Origin of the sequence: Chelatococcus sp. HY11, assembly GCF_018398335.1 — a bacterium.
GTDB lineage: Bacteria > Pseudomonadota > Alphaproteobacteria > Rhizobiales > Beijerinckiaceae > Chelatococcus.
The window spans coordinates 2433867-2453539 of sequence record NZ_JAHBRX010000001.1 but is presented as its reverse complement, the minus strand read 5'-3'; the positions used below and the strand labels follow the sequence as shown (position 1 = coordinate 2453539).

General features: G+C 58.5%; 15 protein-coding genes and 1 pseudogene. 8 read left to right on the top strand and 8 right to left on the bottom strand.

From position 1 onward, the window contains the following. Positions 1–110: 110 nt before the first annotated feature. Positions 111–449: pseudogene (locus tag KIO74_RS32630) on the bottom strand (ABC transporter ATP-binding protein); the annotation flags it as partial. Between the two features lie 767 nt (positions 450–1216). Between KIO74_RS32630 and KIO74_RS11165 the strand changes: the two are divergent. After that, the gene (locus tag KIO74_RS11165; protein ID WP_213332051.1) at positions 1217–2455 is read left to right on the top strand and encodes an MFS transporter; all 1239 of its coding nucleotides are present in this window, start codon (positions 1217–1219) and stop codon (positions 2453–2455) included. A 458-nt stretch (positions 2456–2913) separates the two neighbouring features. Beyond that, complete coding sequence (locus tag KIO74_RS11160) at positions 2914–3906, top strand: CorA family divalent cation transporter (RefSeq protein WP_213332050.1); 993 nt, start codon at positions 2914–2916, stop codon at positions 3904–3906. 227 nt (positions 3907–4133) lie between these two features. On the opposite strand, the gene KIO74_RS11155 is transcribed toward KIO74_RS11160, so the two are convergent. The 6 genes from KIO74_RS11155 to KIO74_RS11130 are packed head-to-tail and all read right to left on the bottom strand — an operon-like array spanning position 4134 to position 9836. Beyond that, on the bottom strand, positions 4134–5012 hold the full coding sequence (locus KIO74_RS11155) for an ABC transporter permease (RefSeq protein WP_213332049.1): 879 nt from the start codon (positions 5010–5012) through the stop codon (positions 4134–4136). After that, the gene (locus KIO74_RS11150) at positions 5009–5950 is read right to left on the bottom strand and encodes an ABC transporter permease (RefSeq protein ID WP_213332048.1); all 942 of its coding nucleotides are present in this window, start codon (positions 5948–5950) and stop codon (positions 5009–5011) included. Before KIO74_RS11150 ends, KIO74_RS11155 begins: the two co-directional genes overlap by 4 nt. Then, entirely contained in the window at positions 5947–7068 is a 1122-nt protein-coding gene (locus KIO74_RS11145; RefSeq protein ID WP_213332047.1) for an NAD(P)/FAD-dependent oxidoreductase, read from the bottom strand. Before KIO74_RS11145 ends, KIO74_RS11150 begins: the two co-directional genes overlap by 4 nt. After that, positions 7065–8444, bottom strand: a complete 1380-nt coding sequence (locus tag KIO74_RS11140; protein WP_213332046.1) for an NAD(P)/FAD-dependent oxidoreductase — start codon at positions 8442–8444, stop codon at positions 7065–7067. Before KIO74_RS11140 ends, KIO74_RS11145 begins: the two co-directional genes overlap by 4 nt. Next, the gene (locus KIO74_RS11135; RefSeq protein WP_249731266.1) at positions 8441–8698 is read right to left on the bottom strand and encodes a (2Fe-2S)-binding protein; all 258 of its coding nucleotides are present in this window, start codon (positions 8696–8698) and stop codon (positions 8441–8443) included. Before KIO74_RS11135 ends, KIO74_RS11140 begins: the two co-directional genes overlap by 4 nt. A gap of 22 nt (positions 8699–8720) precedes the next feature. Further along, on the bottom strand, positions 8721–9836 hold the full coding sequence (locus KIO74_RS11130; protein ID WP_249731265.1) for an NAD(P)/FAD-dependent oxidoreductase: 1116 nt from the start codon (positions 9834–9836) through the stop codon (positions 8721–8723). An 87-nt stretch (positions 9837–9923) separates the two neighbouring features. Here KIO74_RS11130 and KIO74_RS11125 point away from each other — a divergent pair, with 87 nt between their 5' ends. Continuing rightward, on the top strand, positions 9924–10826 hold the full coding sequence (locus KIO74_RS11125) for a LysR substrate-binding domain-containing protein (RefSeq protein ID WP_213332043.1): 903 nt from the start codon (positions 9924–9926) through the stop codon (positions 10824–10826). A gap of 63 nt (positions 10827–10889) precedes the next feature. On the opposite strand, the gene KIO74_RS11120 is transcribed toward KIO74_RS11125, so the two are convergent. Beyond that, positions 10890–12449 carry an ABC transporter substrate-binding protein gene (locus tag KIO74_RS11120; protein ID WP_213332042.1) on the bottom strand — a complete coding sequence of 520 codons (1560 nt, stop codon included), beginning with the start codon at positions 12447–12449 and terminating at the stop codon, positions 10890–10892. A gap of 665 nt (positions 12450–13114) precedes the next feature. Here KIO74_RS11120 and KIO74_RS11115 point away from each other — a divergent pair. The 5 genes from KIO74_RS11115 to KIO74_RS11095 all read left to right on the top strand — a co-directional run bounded on the left by KIO74_RS11115 (position 13115) and on the right by KIO74_RS11095 (position 19651). Beyond that, the gene (locus tag KIO74_RS11115; RefSeq protein ID WP_213332041.1) at positions 13115–14788 is read left to right on the top strand and encodes an ABC transporter ATP-binding protein; all 1674 of its coding nucleotides are present in this window, start codon (positions 13115–13117) and stop codon (positions 14786–14788) included. An 88-nt stretch (positions 14789–14876) separates the two neighbouring features. Then, positions 14877–16424, top strand: a complete 1548-nt coding sequence (locus KIO74_RS11110; RefSeq protein ID WP_213332040.1) for an ABC transporter substrate-binding protein — start codon at positions 14877–14879, stop codon at positions 16422–16424. Between the two features lie 39 nt (positions 16425–16463). Further along, the gene (locus KIO74_RS11105; protein WP_213332039.1) at positions 16464–17369 is read left to right on the top strand and encodes an ABC transporter permease; all 906 of its coding nucleotides are present in this window, start codon (positions 16464–16466) and stop codon (positions 17367–17369) included. Continuing rightward, a complete protein-coding gene (locus KIO74_RS11100) occupies positions 17369–18265 on the top strand; it encodes an ABC transporter permease (protein ID WP_213332038.1) in 897 nt (298 codons plus the stop codon). Before KIO74_RS11105 ends, KIO74_RS11100 begins: the two co-directional genes overlap by 1 nt. A gap of 48 nt (positions 18266–18313) precedes the next feature. Next, positions 18314–19651 carry an MmgE/PrpD family protein gene (locus KIO74_RS11095; RefSeq protein WP_213332037.1) on the top strand — a complete coding sequence of 446 codons (1338 nt, stop codon included), beginning with the start codon at positions 18314–18316 and terminating at the stop codon, positions 19649–19651. Positions 19652–19673 lie beyond the last annotated feature (22 nt).

Below are 19673 nucleotides of genomic sequence, written 5' to 3'. Positions count from 1 at the left end.
GACGAGATCTCGCCGACGAGCGTTTCCTTCAGGTCGCGGTCGAGATTGGAAAGGGGCTCGTCGAAGAGGACCAGACGCGGTTCGGAGACGATCGCCCGTGCGATCGACACGCGCTGTTGCTGTCCTCCGGACAGCGATCCCGGCGAGCGGTCGGCAAAGGCCGCCAGGCCGACGCGGCGCAGGGCCTCGCGCGCCCGGCTGTCACGCTCCGCCCGTCCAACGCCGCGCATTTCCAGGGGAAAGCTGACGTTCCGGGCCACGCTGAGATGCGGCCAGAGCGCATAGTCCTGAAACACCATGCCGAGCCCGCGCTTCTCCGGCGGCAGCACCTTGCGGGCATCGGCGACGATCTCCCCTCCGATGCGGATGCGCCCTCCCGTCGGCGCGAGCAGTCCGGCGATGAGCTTGAGCAGCGTGGTCTTGCCGCAGCCGGACGGGCCGAGCAACGCCAGGATTTCCGAGGCGCCGACGCTTACGTCAAGGCGTTCGAGGATCGCTGTGGGCCCATACGAAAAGGCGATGCCATCTGCTTCGAGAGCAGGAAGGGCTGTTGTCCTCGGTGGAGCTTGAAACACGGTCACAAATCGCAGTTGTCAGAATGACGGATGCCCACGCCCGACTGGACCGCAGCGCGTTCTCGGGACCGCTTCTATGACGCTTGTGCGACAGTTCGACGACAGTGTGGGGATGTGCCGTTGCCGTTGGCCCAAAGGCCTTCGTCCGCTGTGATCCGCCGAGCGCGATCACTCAACCACCGCCTGTCATCCCGGGACGTTGCGCAACGACGGGCCCAGGATGACATGACGTTATTCTCGTGACCGTGTCGTCCTAGCCCTCAGTACAATTCCGGCACGTACATATCGACCGGCACCAGATGGCGGAGGTAGCCGGGACTGCGGGTGGAATGGCGCAATCTCGACAAGCTCGTCGATGATGTACTGGCAGGAATAGGCCGTGGAAGCCATACATCCCCGCGTCGCGTTGCAATATCCACATCCCACATAACGGAGCCATGAAGATCAGCCAAAGAGAAGATGACGTGCGGAGGGCGCTTGAGATGGTCCCGGTGTCGGGGCACAGGCCTGACAAAAGGATCGTCGACACAGATGGCGCAGCGCCGAATGCGCGAGTCAGGGCGGATTTTTGACGCGGGGCGGAAAAGCCGATTACACCAGCGTGCCCTGCTCGATCCATCACCCAACCTCTGAAGTACCCAATGTCGCACGCTTCCGCACGCATACCAGGCCAACCATCTCGAGCGCCCGTTTACCCTTACGCGCGGAGCAACGTCGCAAGGCTGACCGTCGCGCAGGCGCTTGCGGGGGCGAACGCCGTGGTTGTCTATGCGACCGGGGCGATCGTGGGCGACATGCTGGCGCCTACGCCGGCGCTGGCGACCCTTCCGATCTCGATCTTCGTGGTCGGCATGGCAGCCAGCACCTTGCCCGCCGGTGCCATCGCCCAGCGGCACGGCCGCCGCACTGCATTCATGACCGGAACGGGGTGCGGTGTGCTGGCCGGTTTGCTCGCGTTCCTGGCGGTGATGCTGAGTTCCTTCTGGCTTTTCTGCACGGCGACGTTCTTCGGAGGAGTCTATGCCGCCGTCGTCCTGACTTTTCGTTTCGCGGCGGCGGATTGTGTGCCGCCCGAGCGGCGCCCGCGCGCCTTGTCTCTCGTCATGGCCGGCGGGATATTTGCGGGGGTGATCGGGCCGCAGCTTGTCACCCATACCATGTATCTCTGGATGCCCTATATGTTTGCGGCATCCTTCCTGGCGCAGGGCGGGGTGGCTGCCCTTTCCGCTGTCATTCTGTATGGCGTCCGGCTTCCTAAGCCGACAGCCGCTGACATGTCCGGTGGGCGGCCGCTTGGCGAGATCGCGCGGCAGCCTCGGTTCATCGCGGCGGTGATCTGCGGGGTCGTGTCATATCTGCTCATGAACTTTCTCATGACCGCGGCCCCTCTTGCCATGCGTATGTGCGGTCTTCCGCAGGAAGCGTCTAACCTTGGCCTGCAATGGCACGTGATCGCCATGTATGCTCCCAGCTTCTTGACGGGGCGTCTGATCACGCGCTTTGGCGCGCCGAGCGTGGTCTCGGCTGGGCTGGCGCTGATCGGGGTGTCGGCGGCGGTCGGTTTGCTGGGTGTGGATGTCGCGCATTTCTGGCTGACGCTCATCCTGCTCGGCATCGGCTGGAACTTCGGCTTCGTGGGGGCCTCGGCGCTCGTGCTGGAGTGTCACCGGTCGAACGAAAAGGCCAGGGTGCAGTCGCTCAACGACTTCGTGGTGTTTGGAACCATGGCGATCGGCTCCTTCCTGTCCGGTGGGCTGCTCGCCGTCTATGGATGGGATACAGTGCTATGGCTGTCGTTCCTCCCGCTTCTGCTCGCGGTCCTTGCTTTAGCCGGAACCTATGCGGCGCATCGTTCCAGCCCCGCGAAGCCGTCCGAATGAGGCATGCGGCGGTAGCGGAGCATCGTGCTTCAATATACGGGGCCTGGAACAAAGGCGGCGACCCGAAAGCCGCCGTCGTCATCGCGCTTGGCTCGGCGCCATGGTGGCCAAAAGCGTATCGTGGTTCCCGTCGGCGAGATATCGGCAACTCCGATCCACCCACGCGCAAGATGCGTCCGCCGAGCTTGTCCCGGCCGGAACAGTTTTCGCGGCCGATGCTTGCGGCCTTCCGGTGTCCATAACGCACGTGCTCTCGTTTGATGTAACCGGACAATAGCGGACAACATATCCGGCTTGCAGATGTCGAGGTTTCGAAACCTTCTCTTGGCCTAGGCGCCGTCGTTGCCTTGCTCTATCATTTTGCCGGCTGTTCTTTACGTCTTATTGCGGAATATTCTCTAGCAAATATACGGTATCTGCGGGATACACGCCCCGTGAGCATCTGAAGTGGGCGCGCCATGCAAGACGAATCGGAAGACCGTTCTGGTCTGCTTTGGGCCTATTGGTTCCGGAGGAATGGTTCTGCGGAGCGTTTGACCCTACCCGTCGATGCGGCCACGCTCGGCTCTGATGAGGGCTGGTTCTGGCTGCATCTGGCGCAAAGCGACGTGCGCGCGAGCAACTTCATCGCCAACTTGCACTTGCCGGACGCAGTGAAGGCCACCTTCTACCAGCCGGATGAGCGCCTTTGTCTGCGGGTTGACGATGGCGTCATCCATGGCATTTTCGCCGATCTGCAGCGCGAATTCGCGGGAGACACCAAGGAACTTGCGCGCTGGCGCTTTGCCTGCGGCGATCGCCTCTTCGTGAGTTTCCGGCGCCATCCGCTGCGGTCCGTCGAAGTCATACACCGGATCGTCGAGTCGGGTCAGTCCTATGACGGGCCGGCGACGCTGCTCGAAGCGATTGTCGCGCAGTTTGGCGGCGCCATCAACGATATACTCTTGGAATTGTCTGACGAGCTGGATCTGATCGAGGATCAGATACTGAGCGAAACATCGCGTGACGAGCGTCGCAAGCTCATACCGGTGCGCCGCATGACCGCGCAGGTCCATCGCCAACTCCTCCCGCTCGGTGGGCTGTTTCGGAGGCTAGATCGCTTGCACGACCGGAAGCTTCCGCAGGGGTTCGGAGCCGTTGCCGAGCGCCTCGCCGTGCAGCTCGATATGCTGGACGACGATGCCGGGCTGCTTCTCGCCCGGGCGCGCCTCCTTCAGGACGAGATGGACACCAAGATCAACAGTGAGACGAACCGCCATCTGCACGCGCTGTCCATCATTACCGCCATGATGTTGCCGCCTACGCTCGTAACCGGCTTTTTTGGCATGAACACGAAGGATCTGCCCCTTCTCGATACCGATGGCGGGGCCTGGATCGCTGGCGGGTTATGTATCTGCGCGAGCGTTCTGGTTTACTGGCTGCTACGAAGGGCTGGTATCTTGTCGCCTTAGCCGCCGTTGAGGGCCGGCCGGCGCGCCGCCATCCTTGCGGACAACAACGCCTGGAAGAAGGCCGTTGAGGCGTTGGAAGCACCAGCTACGGGGTAAGCATCTCTGTGGGATGGAGATTGAGGGGCTTCGGCGTCCGTGTGACCAAGGCCGGTGTCAAGACCTTCATCATCCAGTGCCAAAACGCTGGGGCTATACTCGCTCGGTGACGGCTTCTTGAATCGGCAACGTCATTGCGCGCTCCTTGTTTTCGGATCGATCGCGTCGCGAAGCGCGTCTCCAAGTATGTTCAGGGCGAGTACGGTCAGGAGGATGGCAAGCGAGGGAAAGACAACCAGCCACCAGGCACTCAGGATGTTTTCAAAGCCTTCGCGGATCATCCCGCCCCAGGTTGCGGTCGGCGGCAGAACGCCAAGGCCGATAAATGCCAGTGATGCCTCCGTTCGGATGGCGGACGCCATCCATAGCGAAGCGACAACAACAATGTCGGAGAGGATGTTCGGGAGGATATGCACTCTCATGATCCGGAATGGCGAGAAACCGAGCGACCGGCCTGCCTCAACAAAGTCACGCCGTTTCATGGCGATCGTCGGCGCCCGCGCGACGCGAGCGAACGGAGCGGTTTCCGTGATGGCGATTGCGATGATCAGATTTTCGAAGCTTGCCCCGAGCATGGCAGCAACCATCAATCCCAACAGCAGCGTCGGAAAGGACAGCATCACGTCGACGATACCCATCACGATCTGGTCGAACACGCCGCCGATATAGCCTGCCAGAATTCCAAGTGCCGATCCGACGACCATGGCTATCAACACGGAAAGAAAGCCGATCGATAGTGACACGCGGGCGCCGTAGAGAAGGCGTGAAAGAACATCGCGCCCATAGCTGTCCGTTCCCAGCCAGAACTGGAGCGAGGGCGGGCTCAGCCGGTGGAGAATATTCTGCTTCAATGGATCGTATGGCGCGATAATCGGTGCGAGAACCGCAAGCAGGATGATCAGCGCCAGAAGCCCAATGCCGATCCACGAAAAGCGATTGCGACGCAAAGCCTTCAGAACCGGGTTGGGCTGCCGCGCGGGAAAGGTTTGGGAAATGGTGACGTCGGTCATCGGGCAAGACTCACTCTGGGATCGACGAGGGCGTAAATAAGATCTGTGGTGGTGTTCACGATGATGACGAAGGTTGCGAAGACGACCATCAGTCCTTGAAGCATCGTGTAATCACGGGACTGCAGAGCGCCCAGGATGAGCTTGCCGAGCCCTGGACGAGTAAAGACGATCTCAGTGAGAACGGAATTGCCGATGAGCGTACCAAAATACAGACCCACCACCGTGACGATGGGAATAAGGGCGTTGCCGAGCGCGTGGCGCAAGATGAGGCTGCGGGAGTGAACACCCTTCGCACGGGCAGTACGGATATAGTCCTCACCCATGACATCGAGCATGGAAGAGCGTGTGACGCGCGCGAGGTAAGCCGTCATGATCAGGCCGAGGTTCAGCGCCGGGAGCAATAGATTAAGGAAATGGTCGACCGGGTCGCTGGTGGCGCGGCTCATCACCGGCAGCCACTGTAACCAAACCGCAAATGCGAGAAGCATCAAAATGGCGGAAACGAAACCGGGGAAAGACAGGCCCACGAGAGACAGGATACGGCTGAGATAATCCAGCCACTGGTCACGACGTACGGCGGCGATAACGCCCAGCGGAACGCCGAGCAATGTTCCTACCAGCATTGCCGCAGCGGCGAGTTCGAGTGTGTAGGGGAGAACCAGCGCCACCTCTTCGAGCACTGTACGGCCGCTCACCATTGACCGGCCGAAATTACCAGTCAGCATATCCGACATAAAATGTAAGTATTGGACAGCAATTGGTTGATCGAGGCCGAGTTGAATGCGTAGCGCCTGAAGGGCGGCGTCGCTTGCCCGATCACCGAGCATGGCAACGGCAGCGTCCCCGGGAACCAGTCGAACCAGAACAAACACAAGAGTGAGCATGGCGAGCAATGTCGGGATCGCCAGCAGAAGTCTTCGGATCGCATAACCTATCATGCGGCAATCCTTTCTATGGAGACGCGGCTTGCGCAGAAGGCGTCCAGATTGTGATTTGTGCGACCCTGACAGATCAGGTCAGCGACAACGCGCCCGACGGAGGGTACAAGTTGAAATCCGTGTCCGGAAAAGCCGAAGACATGGATCAGGCCCTCGACCTGGGTGGAAAAGCCGATCACGGGGCGATGGTCGGAAGTCATCGCCTCCATGCCCACCCACGTTCGGACGATCCGTATCCCACGCAGTTCGGGAAAGACCCGCACCGCCGCCCGTGCCGACGCTGCGAGCGCCATGACATCAACGGTGGCGGATTGTCTGTCAGCTGCAAGTCTTCCCTGCGATCCACCCCCGATGAGGAGGGTTCCTTGAGGGGTCTGTTTCAACGAAAGCTTCTTTCCGAGCGATCCTACAACTGGCCGGATTTTCGGAACGGAGCGTTCCGTCACGACCATCATGGAGGTGCGGATCGCGTGTTTCAGCGGATCGCCGGCAAGAGCTGAAACGTGATCGGCCCAGGCCCCAGCCGCATTGACGATGAGCTTCGCCTCGAAAACGCCGCGCGTTGTCTCCACGCGCCAGCCGGTTGGTGATCGGAGCAGCGCCGTTACCAGGCACTCTTCGGTAATCGTAACCCCAGCTTGAACTGCAGCGTCCCGAAAGGCACGGATGGCCTGATGCGGGTCGGCCGAACCGTCACTGGAAACCCACGCTCCGCCAACACAATGCGGGGATAGGCCGGGTAAAAGGCTGCGCATCTCCTCTGGGCTGACAAGCTGCTCGTGATGATAGCCCATGGTCTTGAGCCGATCGATGCGGTTCTTGATCTTCGCCAGAGCCTGTTCGTCCTCGGCAACCTGCAGTTGTCCACAGGCAACGAACCCGCAGTCGTCGCCGACAAGTCCTTTCATGTCGCGCCAAGTTTTGGCAGCCTCTAAGCTGAGAGGTAATTCCGCGACGTCTCGACCGAGCGTGCGAACGCCGGCAGCTGTTGCTCCTGAAGCATGGCGTCCGAGAAAGTGCCGCTCGACGAGTTGCACTCTTGCGCCCTGACGGGCCGCCTGCAGGGCGGCCGAAAGCCCGTGCAGACCACCGCCTATGATCAGGACATCCGGGTTCATTTCGCGGCCTCCGCAGTTTCCAGCGACGCGATTTCCCCAAGTGTGATCGGCTTCAACGGCGGACGTATGTGGAAAAAATTGACACTCTCGATTGGGAGATCGTGAACTTCCGCGAGAAGCGCTTGCACCGTGTAACCGCACTGGCGGCCCTGGCATGGCCCCATCCCGCATCGTGTCGCGGCCTTGACCGCACTGGGATCTGCGGGGCTGTTGCGCGCGGCGGCACGGATGGCGCCGGCAGTGACTTCTTCACAGCGGCACGCGATAACCGCATCGGCAAGCCGATTGCGTGGAGGGGGATACATGGCATCCAGAAATGGCCTTAGCGCGAGAGCCCGATCACGACGCCGGTCGAGATGCGCAACTTGGCGGAGTCGTTCTATCTCGGAAGAAATGCCGAGCCTGCTAGCGATACCGAGAGCTGCGATCTCTCCGGATATGGTGGCGGCCAGCCACCCGCCGATGCCTCCGGCATCGCCGGCGACAAACAGGCCTTCGCGACTTGTCTCTCCCCATCGGTCCAGCTTGGCAGCCAGATATCCCTGTTCCTCGTTCCATCGGTGCGTGCAGTCCAGCGCCAGTGTCTCATGGATGCGCGGTACGACGCCCTCATGAACAAGCAAGACATCAGCTTTGACACGATGGCGCCTTCCATCCGCTTCCCAGGTGAGATGGTCAAGACGCTCATCGCCTTCCGCCCGCAGGTCTGAGAAATGCCGGACCATCATGCCGCTGCGTTTGACGTCGCGAAGCCATCCCAGTCCTTTCAGCAGGCCTCCGAAGTCACGCCAGGCCCGCGGTAACCGGCTCAAGGCCGACAGTGTTGGGGGCGTCGAGGTATCGAGATATCCGGCAATACGCCCCCCCAGGTTCAGAAGCTGGGTTGCATAGAGAAGCGGTAGCGGGCCTGCTCCAGCAATCCAGACCTTGCCTTCGGGCAACATTCCCCCGGATTTGAGAAGGATTTGTGCGGCCCCCACGGTCATAACGCCGGGCAGCGTCCAACCTGAAAACGGCACGGGACGTTCTTGTGCGCCGTTGGCGAGCAATACGGAGCGGGCAGTAAGGCGCCGCGCTTTGCCCTCGGAAGTCAGGAAAACATTCCAGCCTTCCTCGATCTGCCAGACCTGCGTCGAGTGGAGATATTCAGCGCCAGAGGCCCTGAAAGCAGCCGCAAGCGCCTGTCCCTTTTGGTAGTCTTTGCCAAGTGCGGAGAATACCGGGCTTTTGACGTTTCGCTCGGTCCCTCTGAATACCTGCCCGCCCGGCGATGGTTGTTCGTCGATAACGACCACTGAAGCACCGAGTTCGCGCAGACGAACGGCGGCACTCATGCCGGCCGGACCCGCGCCGACGATTGCGACATCGTAGCTCATCGTGAGATATCCCGGGGACCGCGCTGACTCTCGATGCGCATGCCTTGACGAACAGGAACCAGACATCCCTGCGTCGAGGAGACGTCATCGACAATCGCCAGACATTCGAAACACACGCCCATCTGGCAATAGGGAAGCCTGGGTTTTCCGCTGACCGGTGATCTGCGGCCCGCATTTGGAACACGCAGGAGCACGCTGGCGACTGTCTCTCCATCCCAGGCCGGCGTCTCGACTCCGTTGACGAGCACGGTCATGTCAGACGGCGCGCCGTGCCGCTCAAGCAGACTTTTGAACATTGAATCTTCCATTTGAGAACGCGGGAAGGTCGGTCGAGAGCCTCCCGTCAAGCATTGCCGGGGCGACAACAGCGGCGTGCGCGGCCGCTAATGTGACACCTGAATGGCACGTCGCCGCAAAAAGACCGGGGTAGTCTGCGGATTCCGCATAGATCGGAGAACCGTCAGGAGGCATGACCCGAAAGCCGCTCCATTGACGGACCAATCGAGCCGCTGCCAGTGCGGGAATTATTCGTGTAGCCCGAAGCGCAAGCTTCGTGGCCGAGTCCACAGACACGCCACGATCGGTGGCATTTTCTTTCGTTGCGCCGATCATGATGGTGCTATCGGCAGTTTGTCTCAGTCCACTGCCGGGGAAGGGCAGGAGTGGCTGAAGCCGCTCGGTGACGAGGAGTTGACCGCGTTCGGATCTCAAGGGAATTTTGAAGCCGAGTGGCTCGGTGAGGGAAGGCGTTGCGAGACCGGCGGCAACCACGACGCGCGGCGCTGTATAAGTGCCAAGAGCAGCCTTTACTGCAAATCCGCTTGTTCCGGGTCTGATGGCTTCCGCGCTGCTGCGGAAAATGATTTTTCCGCCCAACGCGATAGTGCCCCGCTGCAGGGCAGCAAGAAGCTGCAATGGATTTACGTGGCCATCGGCTTCACAATAACTCGCGCCTACTACCTCGGGGCCGAATGTGACCGCTGGCATCATGCGTTCGAGCTCGCGGCGATCGACCATCCTCGTGTCGTTCTGCGGCACATGATTATGGGTCCGCCTGATAACCGCCATGCGCGCTTCGTATTCAGCATCGCTCAAACAGTAGTTCATGCCGCCAGGTCGGGAGTAATCTACCTGCATCCCGATCATTTCTGTCAATTCGCGAAGGAACTCGGGCCACAGGTCAGCGCTATAGCGGCTTAGTTGATGATACGCAGGTGCATTGGGACCCTTGCCCTGGACCCAGACAAGACCAAAATTGGCACGCGCCGCGCGCATGTCCTGATCTTCTCCATCAAGGACAATGACACTCTGTCCTTTCTTGGCAAAACCATAGGCGAGTGCGGTCCCAACGACAGCTCCCCCAATAACGATAACGTCTGCGTCCACCTTCATCTCCATTGATTATTGCCGAGCTTAGGAAACAGAGGTAGAAAGTCAAAGTCGTTTAATTCGGTAGTGTATTCGCAAAGGTTATGGCGCATGAGAGATCCCAGCCTTAGACAGCTTGAGGCGCTTATGGCTGTCATCGAAGCCGGAACCGTCAGTCGAGCCGCCGAGATCCTCCGGATTTCCCAACCGGCCGCGAGCAAACTCATCCAGGATCTGGAGGCAGATACCGGACTGCAATTGTTTGAGCGTGAGAGCGGGCGACTCGTGCCAACGGGGCGCGGCATGCGTTTATATGAAGAGGTTGAGCGCGTCTTCGGCGGCGTCCACCAGCTTGCTCGCGCCGTGGACGCGATCCGTCGCGAGGAACATGGCCATTTGCTCATTGGCGCCATGCCTGCACTATCCGGCCCGTTCATTACCCGTGTCATAGCAGGTTTCAGAAGGCGGCATCCAGAAGTCTTCATTTCCATTGAGGCTCGCAGCTCACAGTTTTTGACAGATGCTGTCCTGCTTCGTCGTCTTGATTTGGCCCTCGCGATCAGCGGTCTTGAACATTCATCTGTCCAGGTCGATCGCGTGACCAGTCCGTCGGCAGTGGTGGCTCTGCCCCAGGGGCATAACCTTTCCAAAAAGGCAGAGCTGTCTCCGGTGGACCTGAAGGAGGAGCCGTTCATTGCGTACGCGCCCCCAGGAACGATGCGCAGAAAAGTTGACGCCGCCTTCGAGAGGTTCGGGTTGAAACCGAACATCGTCATCGAAGCAACGACCGCTCCGAATGTCGCAGAAATGGTCGCAGCCGGTCTGGGAGTGACCGTCGCCGATCCTCTGGCTCTGGAGCATGTCGCCGGACGGATTGCATCGCGGCCCTTCACGCCGGTCATTGACTTCGACTATGTGCTCATCCGTCCGGTCCGTGCGAGAAACAGCAACCTGGTTGCCGACTTCGTCGAAGAAGTTCATGCCGCGGCCAGAACCCCGAAACTCACGCCATAGAAAAACACCCCGACCGCGGCAACACTTACTCGCTGTCGATCGGAGCAAGTCGGGAAAAGCTGATCAGCGTCTGATCGTTGTCAGTTCGGTAATCGGTGGCGCCAGATTCAAGGAGCCCTCGAGTTCGTAACCGTAGTTCAGCGCCTTGCTGTGGACCCAGACCTGCATAAGGCTGAAGAGGGGCACGCCACATACCTGTTCGAAAATCTTCTTCTGAGCTGAGGACCAGAACTTCAACCGCTCCTCGTCCGTCGTAGCTTTTCGAGCAGCTGTAATATCAGCGTCGCCAGCATTGCAGTGGGCGAAGTTGGTGACCGCGGTCGGCTTTCCGACAGATGCGTCAGAATGGTAGAACTGGCTGAGGTAGCTGTCGGCAACCGGGTAGCGCGCGGCACCATAGAAGACAACGTCACTGAGATCCTTGCGGATCTGCTCTTGATAGGTCGGATGATCAACTATCCGCATCTGAAGGTTGATTCCCGCTTCAGCAAGCTGTGCCTGAATAACTTCCATGATCGGTTGCTGAGCGGAGTTGGATGAGACCACTGCCGAAAGGTTGAGGCCATCCTTGAAACCAGCTTCGGCCAGTAGCTTCTTCGAAGCTTCCGGATCATATTTATAGGTCCAGCTGCAGTCTTCGCCCAGATAGTTGTTTGGAACGACCGAGCAGCCTTTCAAAGCCACCCCCGCTCCAACGAACTGGATAATTTGATCCACATTGATCGCTTGAGCGATGGCCTCACGAACTTTGACGTTGTCGAGCGGTTTGTGGGCCATGTTGATGAAGACGGTGCGATATTCGCCCGGAGAGAAAATATCGACGGTAGAATTTTCCCAGGCTTTCGCTTGATCGACCCAGCGCTGTTCCCGCTTGCCGTTGATAAGATCAAGCTCACCGGATCGGAACGCGAGTTCCCGGCTCGAATCAGAAGGGATGAGATCCACACGGATATCGCCAATTTTCGGTGCCCCGCGGAAGTAGCCAGGGAATGCCTTGAGATAGACCGACTGCTGCGTGACAGCTTTGTCAAACATGAACGGACCGGTCCCGATCGGGTTCGCCTTGAATTTGGCGCCAAGCGCCTCCACGGCTTTTCTGCTGACGATGTTGCCGCCGTGGTAGTTTGCAACCAATCCCAGAAAGCCAGCGACAGGCTGGCTTAGCGTGATGCGGACGGTCAATGGGTCAACGGCTTCGATTGAATTGAAAGCTGCATAATCGCTTGAGTAGGAAGATGTGTCCGGGTTCTTGGCACGTTGCAGCGAGAAGACGACGTCGTCAGCCGTAAGGGTTCCGTAGTCACCATGAAACCTGACGTCCTTCCGAAGCTTGAATGTCCAGACCAGACCGTCCTCGGAGCTTGTCCAGCTTTCCGCAAGATCGGGCTCGATCTTGGCCGGATCGGCGCTACCGGGAGGGAAGCGCACAAGGCCATTGAATACCCAAGACACTATTGATACATCCTGAGTATTGCTCGCCCTGGCAGGGTCGAGGGTGGCAATCTCAGCCGCGTTGACCCCCACTCGAAGCGATGCCGCGCCAGCCACTCCCGGCAACGCGAGACTGATCAGTGCCGATGTCGCAAGTGCCGCGCGTATATTTTTCCCGATTCTGTAATGCATGTCCCACTCCATTGTTTATTTCCCGAGCGAATTAATTGGAGTTTTCTATAAGTGTCAAAGTCGATATTTTGAGGCCTGTATTCTTCTGGGTTATAGTCAGAGTGCCTTTTCTAGCCGGTGATCATGCACGCCTGTCGCCCAGGCAAGCGGATCCGGACGGCCACCTGAGCGTCTGCACATGCTGTGTTTCGCGAGCTAGGTAAAGAAGTGTGGCGTAGAGCCATCGCGCTTCAACGCCTCGGTCAGTCTGATAGGCGGATGCCGACCGCTTAGCAAAAAATTCATAAAATATCATTCTATCAGATATTTAATCGAACGTTAGCCGATTGATGCGGGCAGCGATCACCTATTGATAAGCGCTGTCAATCAATGCGGCTGAATTCCAATTGGTTGCCGTGGCGCCCTGTTCTGTATGGTTTTCTTAATAAAACAAGGATGAGAGGTGGACTTATGCATGCGACCCGCGTGTCACAAATAGGCGTTTTATTACTCCTGGCCGGTCTGTTGACGCTAGCACGTCAGCATAAGTCCCTACGATTTTGGCGAACCTAGAGTAAGCCTGGCGACCTTCTCTTCATCTTACGGGCGCACCGAAAGCCACTCCGACTATCGTCACACAACCATTGCTGGATGAAGCAGGGGCGAACAGAATAATGGATATAAGAATGGCTGAGACAAGGGTGGCAAAGCCAGATCTGACGCTTCCGCTGTTATCCTTGCGCAATCTCTCTGTGCGTTTTGGCGAAAGCAGCGAGCAGGTGGAAGCTGTTTCCGACGTATCGTTTGATGTCGCGCGTTCTTCGACCGTGGGCGTGGTCGGAGAAAGCGGTTCAGGCAAATCGGTGACCTCGCTCGCGATTACGCGCCTGTTCCCCAAGTCCGCCAAAGCCGTCATCGGTGGCGCAATCGAGTTTCGTGGCCGCGACCTCATCACCATGCCGGAAACCGATCTGCGTTCGATACGCGGCGCCGGCATCTCTTACGTGTTTCAGGATCCTCTCTCCGCGTTGAACCCGGTGCGCCGATGTGGCGATCAGGTCGCGGAAGCCATCCGGATACACGAGGGTAGGATTAACCGCGATCATGTGCGCGGCCGGGTCGAGCAACTCTTCGAACGACTCGGGCTGCCGCGGAGCCGGGGGATATTCGACAAATATCCGCACGAACTGTCCGGAGGTATGCGCCAGCGCGTCATGATTGCGATGGCTCTGGCCTGCAAGCCAGCCCTCTTGGTGGCGGACGAGCCGACCACCGCGCTGGACGTGATCGTTCAGAAGCAGATCGTCGATCTCCTTCGCGAGGCCGTGCGCGAGTTCGATACATCGCTGCTTTTTATCAGCCACGATCTCGCACTTGTCTCAAGTCTGGCAGATGAGATCGTCGTCATGCGCCATGGCAAGGTCGTCGAGCATGGCGTGACGGAACAGGTCACGAAAGATCCGGTCGATCCTTACACCCAGCAGCTCTGGAAAGCCACCCCGACCCTGAGGGCGCCCTCGCGGACGGCCCTCAGCACGCGGCGGCCTGAGTCTATCTCAGTCAGCGGTGACCTTCTCATCGTGAGCGGAGTCAAGCATTCCTTCTTTTGGGGCAATGGCGGGAAAACCGCTCCGCTTGCGCTTGATGACGCCTCACTATCCGCACGCGAAGGAGAAACCGTGTGTGTGGTCGGAGAATCCGGCAGTGGAAAATCCACTTTGGCGCGCTGCGTGGCGGGCCTCATTGCACCGCAGAGCGGGAGCATACGGTTCAATGGTCACGAACTCGTAGGCGCCGATGCAAAAGCGTGGCGCGCTGTTCGCCGGGACATCCAGATGGTCTTCCAGGATCCCTACGCGTCACTCAATCCTCGAATGAAGGTCTCGGAGCTGGTTGCTGAGGGCCTCCTGATCAACGGCATTACGACGTCGAAGACCGACCTGCGTCGACGTGCGAGCGAGCTTCTTGAAATGGTTGGCTTGAAAGCCTCTCACGGCGATCGCTACCCACACCAGTTCTCGGGTGGTCAACGGCAACGTATCGCGATCGCCCGGGCGCTCGCGCTTCGACCGAAGCTCCTCATTTGCGACGAACCTGTCACCTCTCTTGATGTCTCGGTAAGGGCGCAGATCGTCCAGTTGCTGATGGATATCCAGGATCGCGAGGGGCTTACCTACCTGTTTATCACCCATGATATCGCCTTGGCGCGGCAGATCGGAGACCGCGTCGTGGTGATGACGCAAGGACGCGTGGTGGAGGCGGGCGAGGCCACCGCCGTCATCGATCGACCGACCCAGGATTATACCAAGGCGCTACTAGCCGCAGTGCCGGAAATGCCGGCGGATTTCAAATTGCAATAGCGATACAGGCATCCATCAACTCGCTTAGGGAGATCTACGGGACCTTCAAAGGCAGCGTTTCAACATTTAAGAAAAGGGGTAGCAGATCATGCCAAGACAAACATGGCTCGCGGCGGCCGGTATTGTGCTTCTTGCGGGAGGTACCGCAACCCAAACTCACGCTCAGGATACGACGTCGGGTGCGGCATGCGGATCAGGGCAGCCCGTCAGCGTAAATCTTCTCTGGCCGACGCAGCCGAACACGCTGGATCCCAATGTCGAAACTCTTGTCATGTTCGCGCAGATCAGCCGAAACATGTTCGACGGGCTTTTTCGGCTCGACGATAACATGCAGCTCCAGCCGGATCTGGCGGTGAGCTACAAGCAGCCTGACAGCCTGACCTATGAGATTGAATTGCGGAAAGACGTTATGTTTCACGATGGATCTGCGTTCACATCAGCAGATGTCGTCGCAACATTCGACCGCATCGTGAACGATCAGAAGCTTGCCTCCAAGCAGCGCAGCTATGTAAGCAACGTGAAATCTGTAACGGCACAAGGCGACCATACGGTCAAATTTGCCCTGAAACAGCCGGACAGTTCGTTTCTCAAGACGCTGGCGACAATCATTTACATCACTCCAGAATCCGCGATCGAGAAAGTCGGGAACGTCGAGTTCGGCAAGAAGCCGGTCGGCACCGGGCCGTTCAAGTTCGAGAGCTGGAATGTCGGAGACAGCGTCGTTCTCGCGGCAAACTGCGACTATCGTGGTGACAAGCCGATACCGAGTAAGGTCGAGTTCCGCTTCATCTCGGAGCCGGCAACACAGATCAGCTCGCTTCAGAGTGGCGAAATCGACATTGCGACACAGGTTACATCCGATCTGACCGCAGCGTTGAAATCTTCAAACGACGTGGCCGTGCAGTCCATCGATGGCAACCAGACATTCTGGCTGAGCATGAATGCGAAAGAAGGTCCGCTCGCCGATCCGAAAGTCCGCCGGGCGCTGAACTACGCGATCGACAAGACTGCGATTGCTGAACAACTTCTCGGCGGCTTTGCGACACCTGTCGGTCAGGTCTATTCGAAAGGTGTCTTTGGCTACACGAAGGCGGTTTCTCCGTATCCGTTCGATCCGGAAAAGGCGAAGCGTCTTCTTGCTGAGGCGGGATATGGCAGCGCAAAACCTCTGAAGCTGGAATTTTATAATTTCCGCGCTGAACTCAATCCTGTCCAGCAGAGCATCGCGTCTTTCCTCGCGGATGTAGGTATCAGCATAACGACGCGGTTTAATCCCAATTACTTCGTCGATACCTGGCAGCCGGGAAAAATGGGCAGGAACCAGCTGATCATTAGATCGAACAACAATCTCTTGATGGATGCTGATTTCGCGCTTGGGCTTGAGCTCGATGGTGCCCGTCGTGGAATGTATTTCAGCTCACCTGAAACGGACGCGAAGATTACCAAAGCCCGTGGTGAAGCCGATTCCAATTCGCGACAGGCTGCCTACGACGATCTTAACAAGACCCTTTATGATCTTGCTCCCGTCACCTTCCTCTATAGCACCGATGCGATCTACGGCGTAAGCAAACAGGTCGATTGGAAGCCCAGGCCTGATGGCGCCATCTACCTCGCCAACGTCACCAAGAAACCATGAAATGAATAAAGGGGAGCGAGTAGTATGCGCAGGCGATTTATGAACCGTCTCATCTTCAGCATCCTCGTGATGCTGGGAGTTTCGGCCATCACGTTTCTGTTGATGTTCCTGGCGGGCGATCCTGCCGCTCTCCTCGCGTCTGAAGATGCAACCGCGGCAGAAATCGAACAGATCCGGCAAGCTCACGGGTTCGATCGACCGATTGTCGTTCAGTACCTGGACTGGTTATGGCACGCCGTTCGCGGAGACCTGGGCGTCTCCTACCAAAGCCAACGCCCTGCGTTGGAACTGATATTCCATGCACTGCCGAACACGCTGTTGTTGATCTTCAGCGCATTGGCGTTGTCTGCCTCGATCGGCGTGATCGTTGGCGTGCTGGCGGCAACGTTTCGCGGCAGCAGATTTGACCGTTCCGTTATCATGGGATCTGTCTTTGTCCAGTCCTTGCCGTCGTTCTGGCTCGGCATCGTCATGATCCTGATATTCAGTGCGACGCTTCGGCTTCTTCCGACATCCGGATTTCGTGGCCCGATATACCTCATCCTGCCCGCAGTGACGCTTGCCACGTTTCAAGTTGGAACCTTCGCTCGAATAGTGCGGTCCTCCATGCTTGAAGTGCTCGATTCCGATTTTGTGCGCACCGCTCGCGCGAAAGGAGCATCGGCCGCGTCCGTCGTCTTTGGCCATGCGCTTCCGAATGCGGCGCTGCCGATTATCACCGTCATAGGACTTGAACTTGGCGGGCTGTACGGCGGAGCTGTCGTTACGGAAACCGTTTTCGGCTGGCCGGGTGTTAACACGCTGGCGCTGTCAGCGATTACCTCCCGCGATATGCCGGTCATTCAGGCTTTTGTGCTCGTCGTCGGCATCTTGGTGGTGATCACCAATCTCCTGATCGACATGCTCTATGCAGTTCTTGATCCTCGTACGAGGGGGGTGAGATAATGGCGGACATTACCTCTTTGCCCCAAGGTCCAAATCCTCAGTCTGCAAAGACGGCTCGACCGATCAATCTGCGGCTCCTCGTTCCGGCTTGCCTGCTGGGAGTGATCGTGGTCGTTGCCTGCCTGGCTCCCTGGATTTCCCCGTATGGTCCCAACTCTCAGGATCTGTCCGCCCGTCTGTTGCCTCCGTTCTGGCAAGCCGGAGGGTCCACCAGGCATCTGCTTGGGACTGACGATCTCGGAAGAGATATACTGACGAGGATCATGTATGGCGCCCGGGTATCTCTCAGCATCGGCGCTATCGCTGTCATCTGCCGCATGGTGTCCGGTGTCATTATCGGCCTCGTGGCCGGTTATTTCGGCGGGCCGATTCTCACGTTTTTCATGCGGCTCGGTGACATTCAGCTGGCTCTGCCGACACTCGTTCTCGCCATCGGCGTGATTGCTGCGCTCGGGCCCAGTACGGCCAACGTCATCCTTGTTTTGGCGATCACCGGGTGGGTGTTGTACGCGCGACTGGTCGTCAGTCAGGTCATCGTTGTGCGGCGGCAGGAATACATCGCCAGCGCACAACTGCTTGGCGCTTCGCACATTCGCATCCTCATCAAGCACCTGCTTCCCAATATTCTCCCCTCGGTCATTGTTTTTGCCAGCCTCGACCTCGGTTTGATGATGCTGACCGAGGGATCGTTGTCTTTCCTCGGGCTGGGCGTTCAACCGCCAGAGCCTTCATGGGGAGGCATGGCTGCAGGAGGCCGCGCCTTGATCAGTACGGCCTGGTGGATCGCTACTCTACCCGGGGCCGCGCTCGTGGTGACGGTCGCGCTTGTCAACGTTCTCGGTGAACAATTGCGTGACCGTCTGGATCCGCGGCTCGACGCGAGCAGAAGTGCGTAGTGCTATCGCTTGAAGCCGCCCGCAACAGGATCTTGAAGGAGGACTATCGTGAACGAGCCGACCGTTATGGCCGAGCTACTGAACCGGATCGGGATGTTTCTGAGTGCTGACTGGGATTCCACGGTACGCCGACGCGCCGAACTGTGTCTCATTGACAGTATCACCTGCTTCTCGGCCGGTCTTGGACTCAAGCATTTCAAGCCAAGCGCGGTCGTCGCGTCGTCGTTGTTTGGCAATGAAAATGCTACCGGAGCAGCAAGCCTCACTCCCTCGACGATTCACACGGCGTATCTCTACGGGCAAGCTGCAAATGCCCTCGATTACGATGACACCCTACTGGGTCACCCCGGTGCGCCAATCATCGGAGCCATCCTGGCCATAGGTGCAAGGGAAAATCTCTCCATGGATCGGCTGCTGCAAGGTGTTGCAGTTGGCTATGAGGCGCATTGGGTACTCGCCGCCGCTGCGACTCCATCGCGGGAAAGGGCAGCTGTCGTGCGCTCCGTCGGTGTCTGGGACACCGTCGCAGCGAGCATAGGAGCCGCGGTGGCGCTAGGGAAAGGTCCCGAATTTCTGGAGACCCTCGTCGGGGTGGCTGTATCTCATTCTCTGCTCCCATATACCGGAAAATGGTACGAACGCCCCGTCCCAGCCCTGAAGAATAATCTTGGCTGGGCTGCGGCTGGCGCCGTCATGTCCCTCGATCTTGTTCAGGCAGGCCAGACTGGTGTTTCGAACGCACTCGACGGACCCACGGGAATGTGGCGAATGGCTGGCTCCGATCAACTGGATCTGACAAAGACGCGCAAGAATCTGCCTGCGGTTTCGCGGGTTGGCTTCAAGCACTTCCCTGCATGCTGGCATCTTCAGGAATATCTGAAGGCTCTTTCTTTGGTCTTGCCAGAATTAGCCGAGGACGAGGAGATCTTGACGATCACAGTAGCAGGTCCAGTCGACGTCGAGAAATTCTGCCAGCAAGAGATACTCGCTTCAGCCGACGTCGCCTTCAGTTTACCGGCAACCTTCAGTCTCTTGATTTCAAATGTCGAGCCGGGCCCGCGCTGGGACGAGGTCGCAAACGATTCTCCTGAACTTCGTTACAAAGCGAGATTCGCTTTCCGCCTTTCTGAAGAGAAATCGATAAAGCTGGAAACGACGAGAGGTCGGGTGGTGATGACTGAAGTAGCAGTAAGCGATCCTTATGATCTGGCGGACCTCGGCCTGGATGAAAGCGGTGTGGTCGCCAAACACGAACGCCTGACTGATCCGCAAACTCGCTCGGCATTGGCTTCAGCTCTCGCAGAAAGTCACCGAGGGGCAGTGGAACTGTATCAAGCTGTCCGCCAGTCGATCGCTCTTGCAGGCACGGACAAAGCATTTGGTTAGTCCGCTTTAGTTGCTGCCCTCA

Excerpts from the sequence above, each read along its gene's own strand:
- KIO74_RS11135 (WP_249731266.1), bottom strand. The coding sequence starts at position 8,698 with ATGACCGTGCTCGTCAACGGAGTCGAGACGCCGGCCTGGGATGGAGAG.
- KIO74_RS11155 (WP_213332049.1), bottom strand. The coding sequence starts at position 5,012 with ATGACCGACGTCACCATTTCCCAAACCTTTCCCGCGCGGCAGCCCAAC.
- KIO74_RS11140 (WP_213332046.1), bottom strand. The coding sequence starts at position 8,444 with ATGAGCTACGATGTCGCAATCGTCGGCGCGGGTCCGGCCGGCATGAGT.
- KIO74_RS11150 (WP_213332048.1), bottom strand. The coding sequence starts at position 5,950 with ATGATAGGTTATGCGATCCGAAGACTTCTGCTGGCGATCCCGACATTG.
- KIO74_RS11100 (WP_213332038.1), top strand. The coding sequence starts at position 17,369 with ATGGCGGACATTACCTCTTTGCCCCAAGGTCCAAATCCTCAGTCTGCA.
- KIO74_RS11105 (WP_213332039.1), top strand. The coding sequence starts at position 16,464 with ATGAACCGTCTCATCTTCAGCATCCTCGTGATGCTGGGAGTTTCGGCC.
- KIO74_RS11160 (WP_213332050.1), top strand. The coding sequence starts at position 2,914 with ATGCAAGACGAATCGGAAGACCGTTCTGGTCTGCTTTGGGCCTATTGG.
- KIO74_RS11110 (WP_213332040.1), top strand. The coding sequence starts at position 14,877 with ATGCCAAGACAAACATGGCTCGCGGCGGCCGGTATTGTGCTTCTTGCG.
- KIO74_RS11165 (WP_213332051.1), top strand. The coding sequence starts at position 1,217 with ATGTCGCACGCTTCCGCACGCATACCAGGCCAACCATCTCGAGCGCCC.
- KIO74_RS11125 (WP_213332043.1), top strand. The coding sequence starts at position 9,924 with ATGAGAGATCCCAGCCTTAGACAGCTTGAGGCGCTTATGGCTGTCATC.
- KIO74_RS11120 (WP_213332042.1), bottom strand. The coding sequence starts at position 12,449 with ATGCATTACAGAATCGGGAAAAATATACGCGCGGCACTTGCGACATCG.
- KIO74_RS11115 (WP_213332041.1), top strand. The coding sequence starts at position 13,115 with ATGGCTGAGACAAGGGTGGCAAAGCCAGATCTGACGCTTCCGCTGTTA.
- KIO74_RS11145 (WP_213332047.1), bottom strand. The coding sequence starts at position 7,068 with ATGAACCCGGATGTCCTGATCATAGGCGGTGGTCTGCACGGGCTTTCG.
- KIO74_RS11130 (WP_249731265.1), bottom strand. The coding sequence starts at position 9,836 with ATGAAGGTGGACGCAGACGTTATCGTTATTGGGGGAGCTGTCGTTGGG.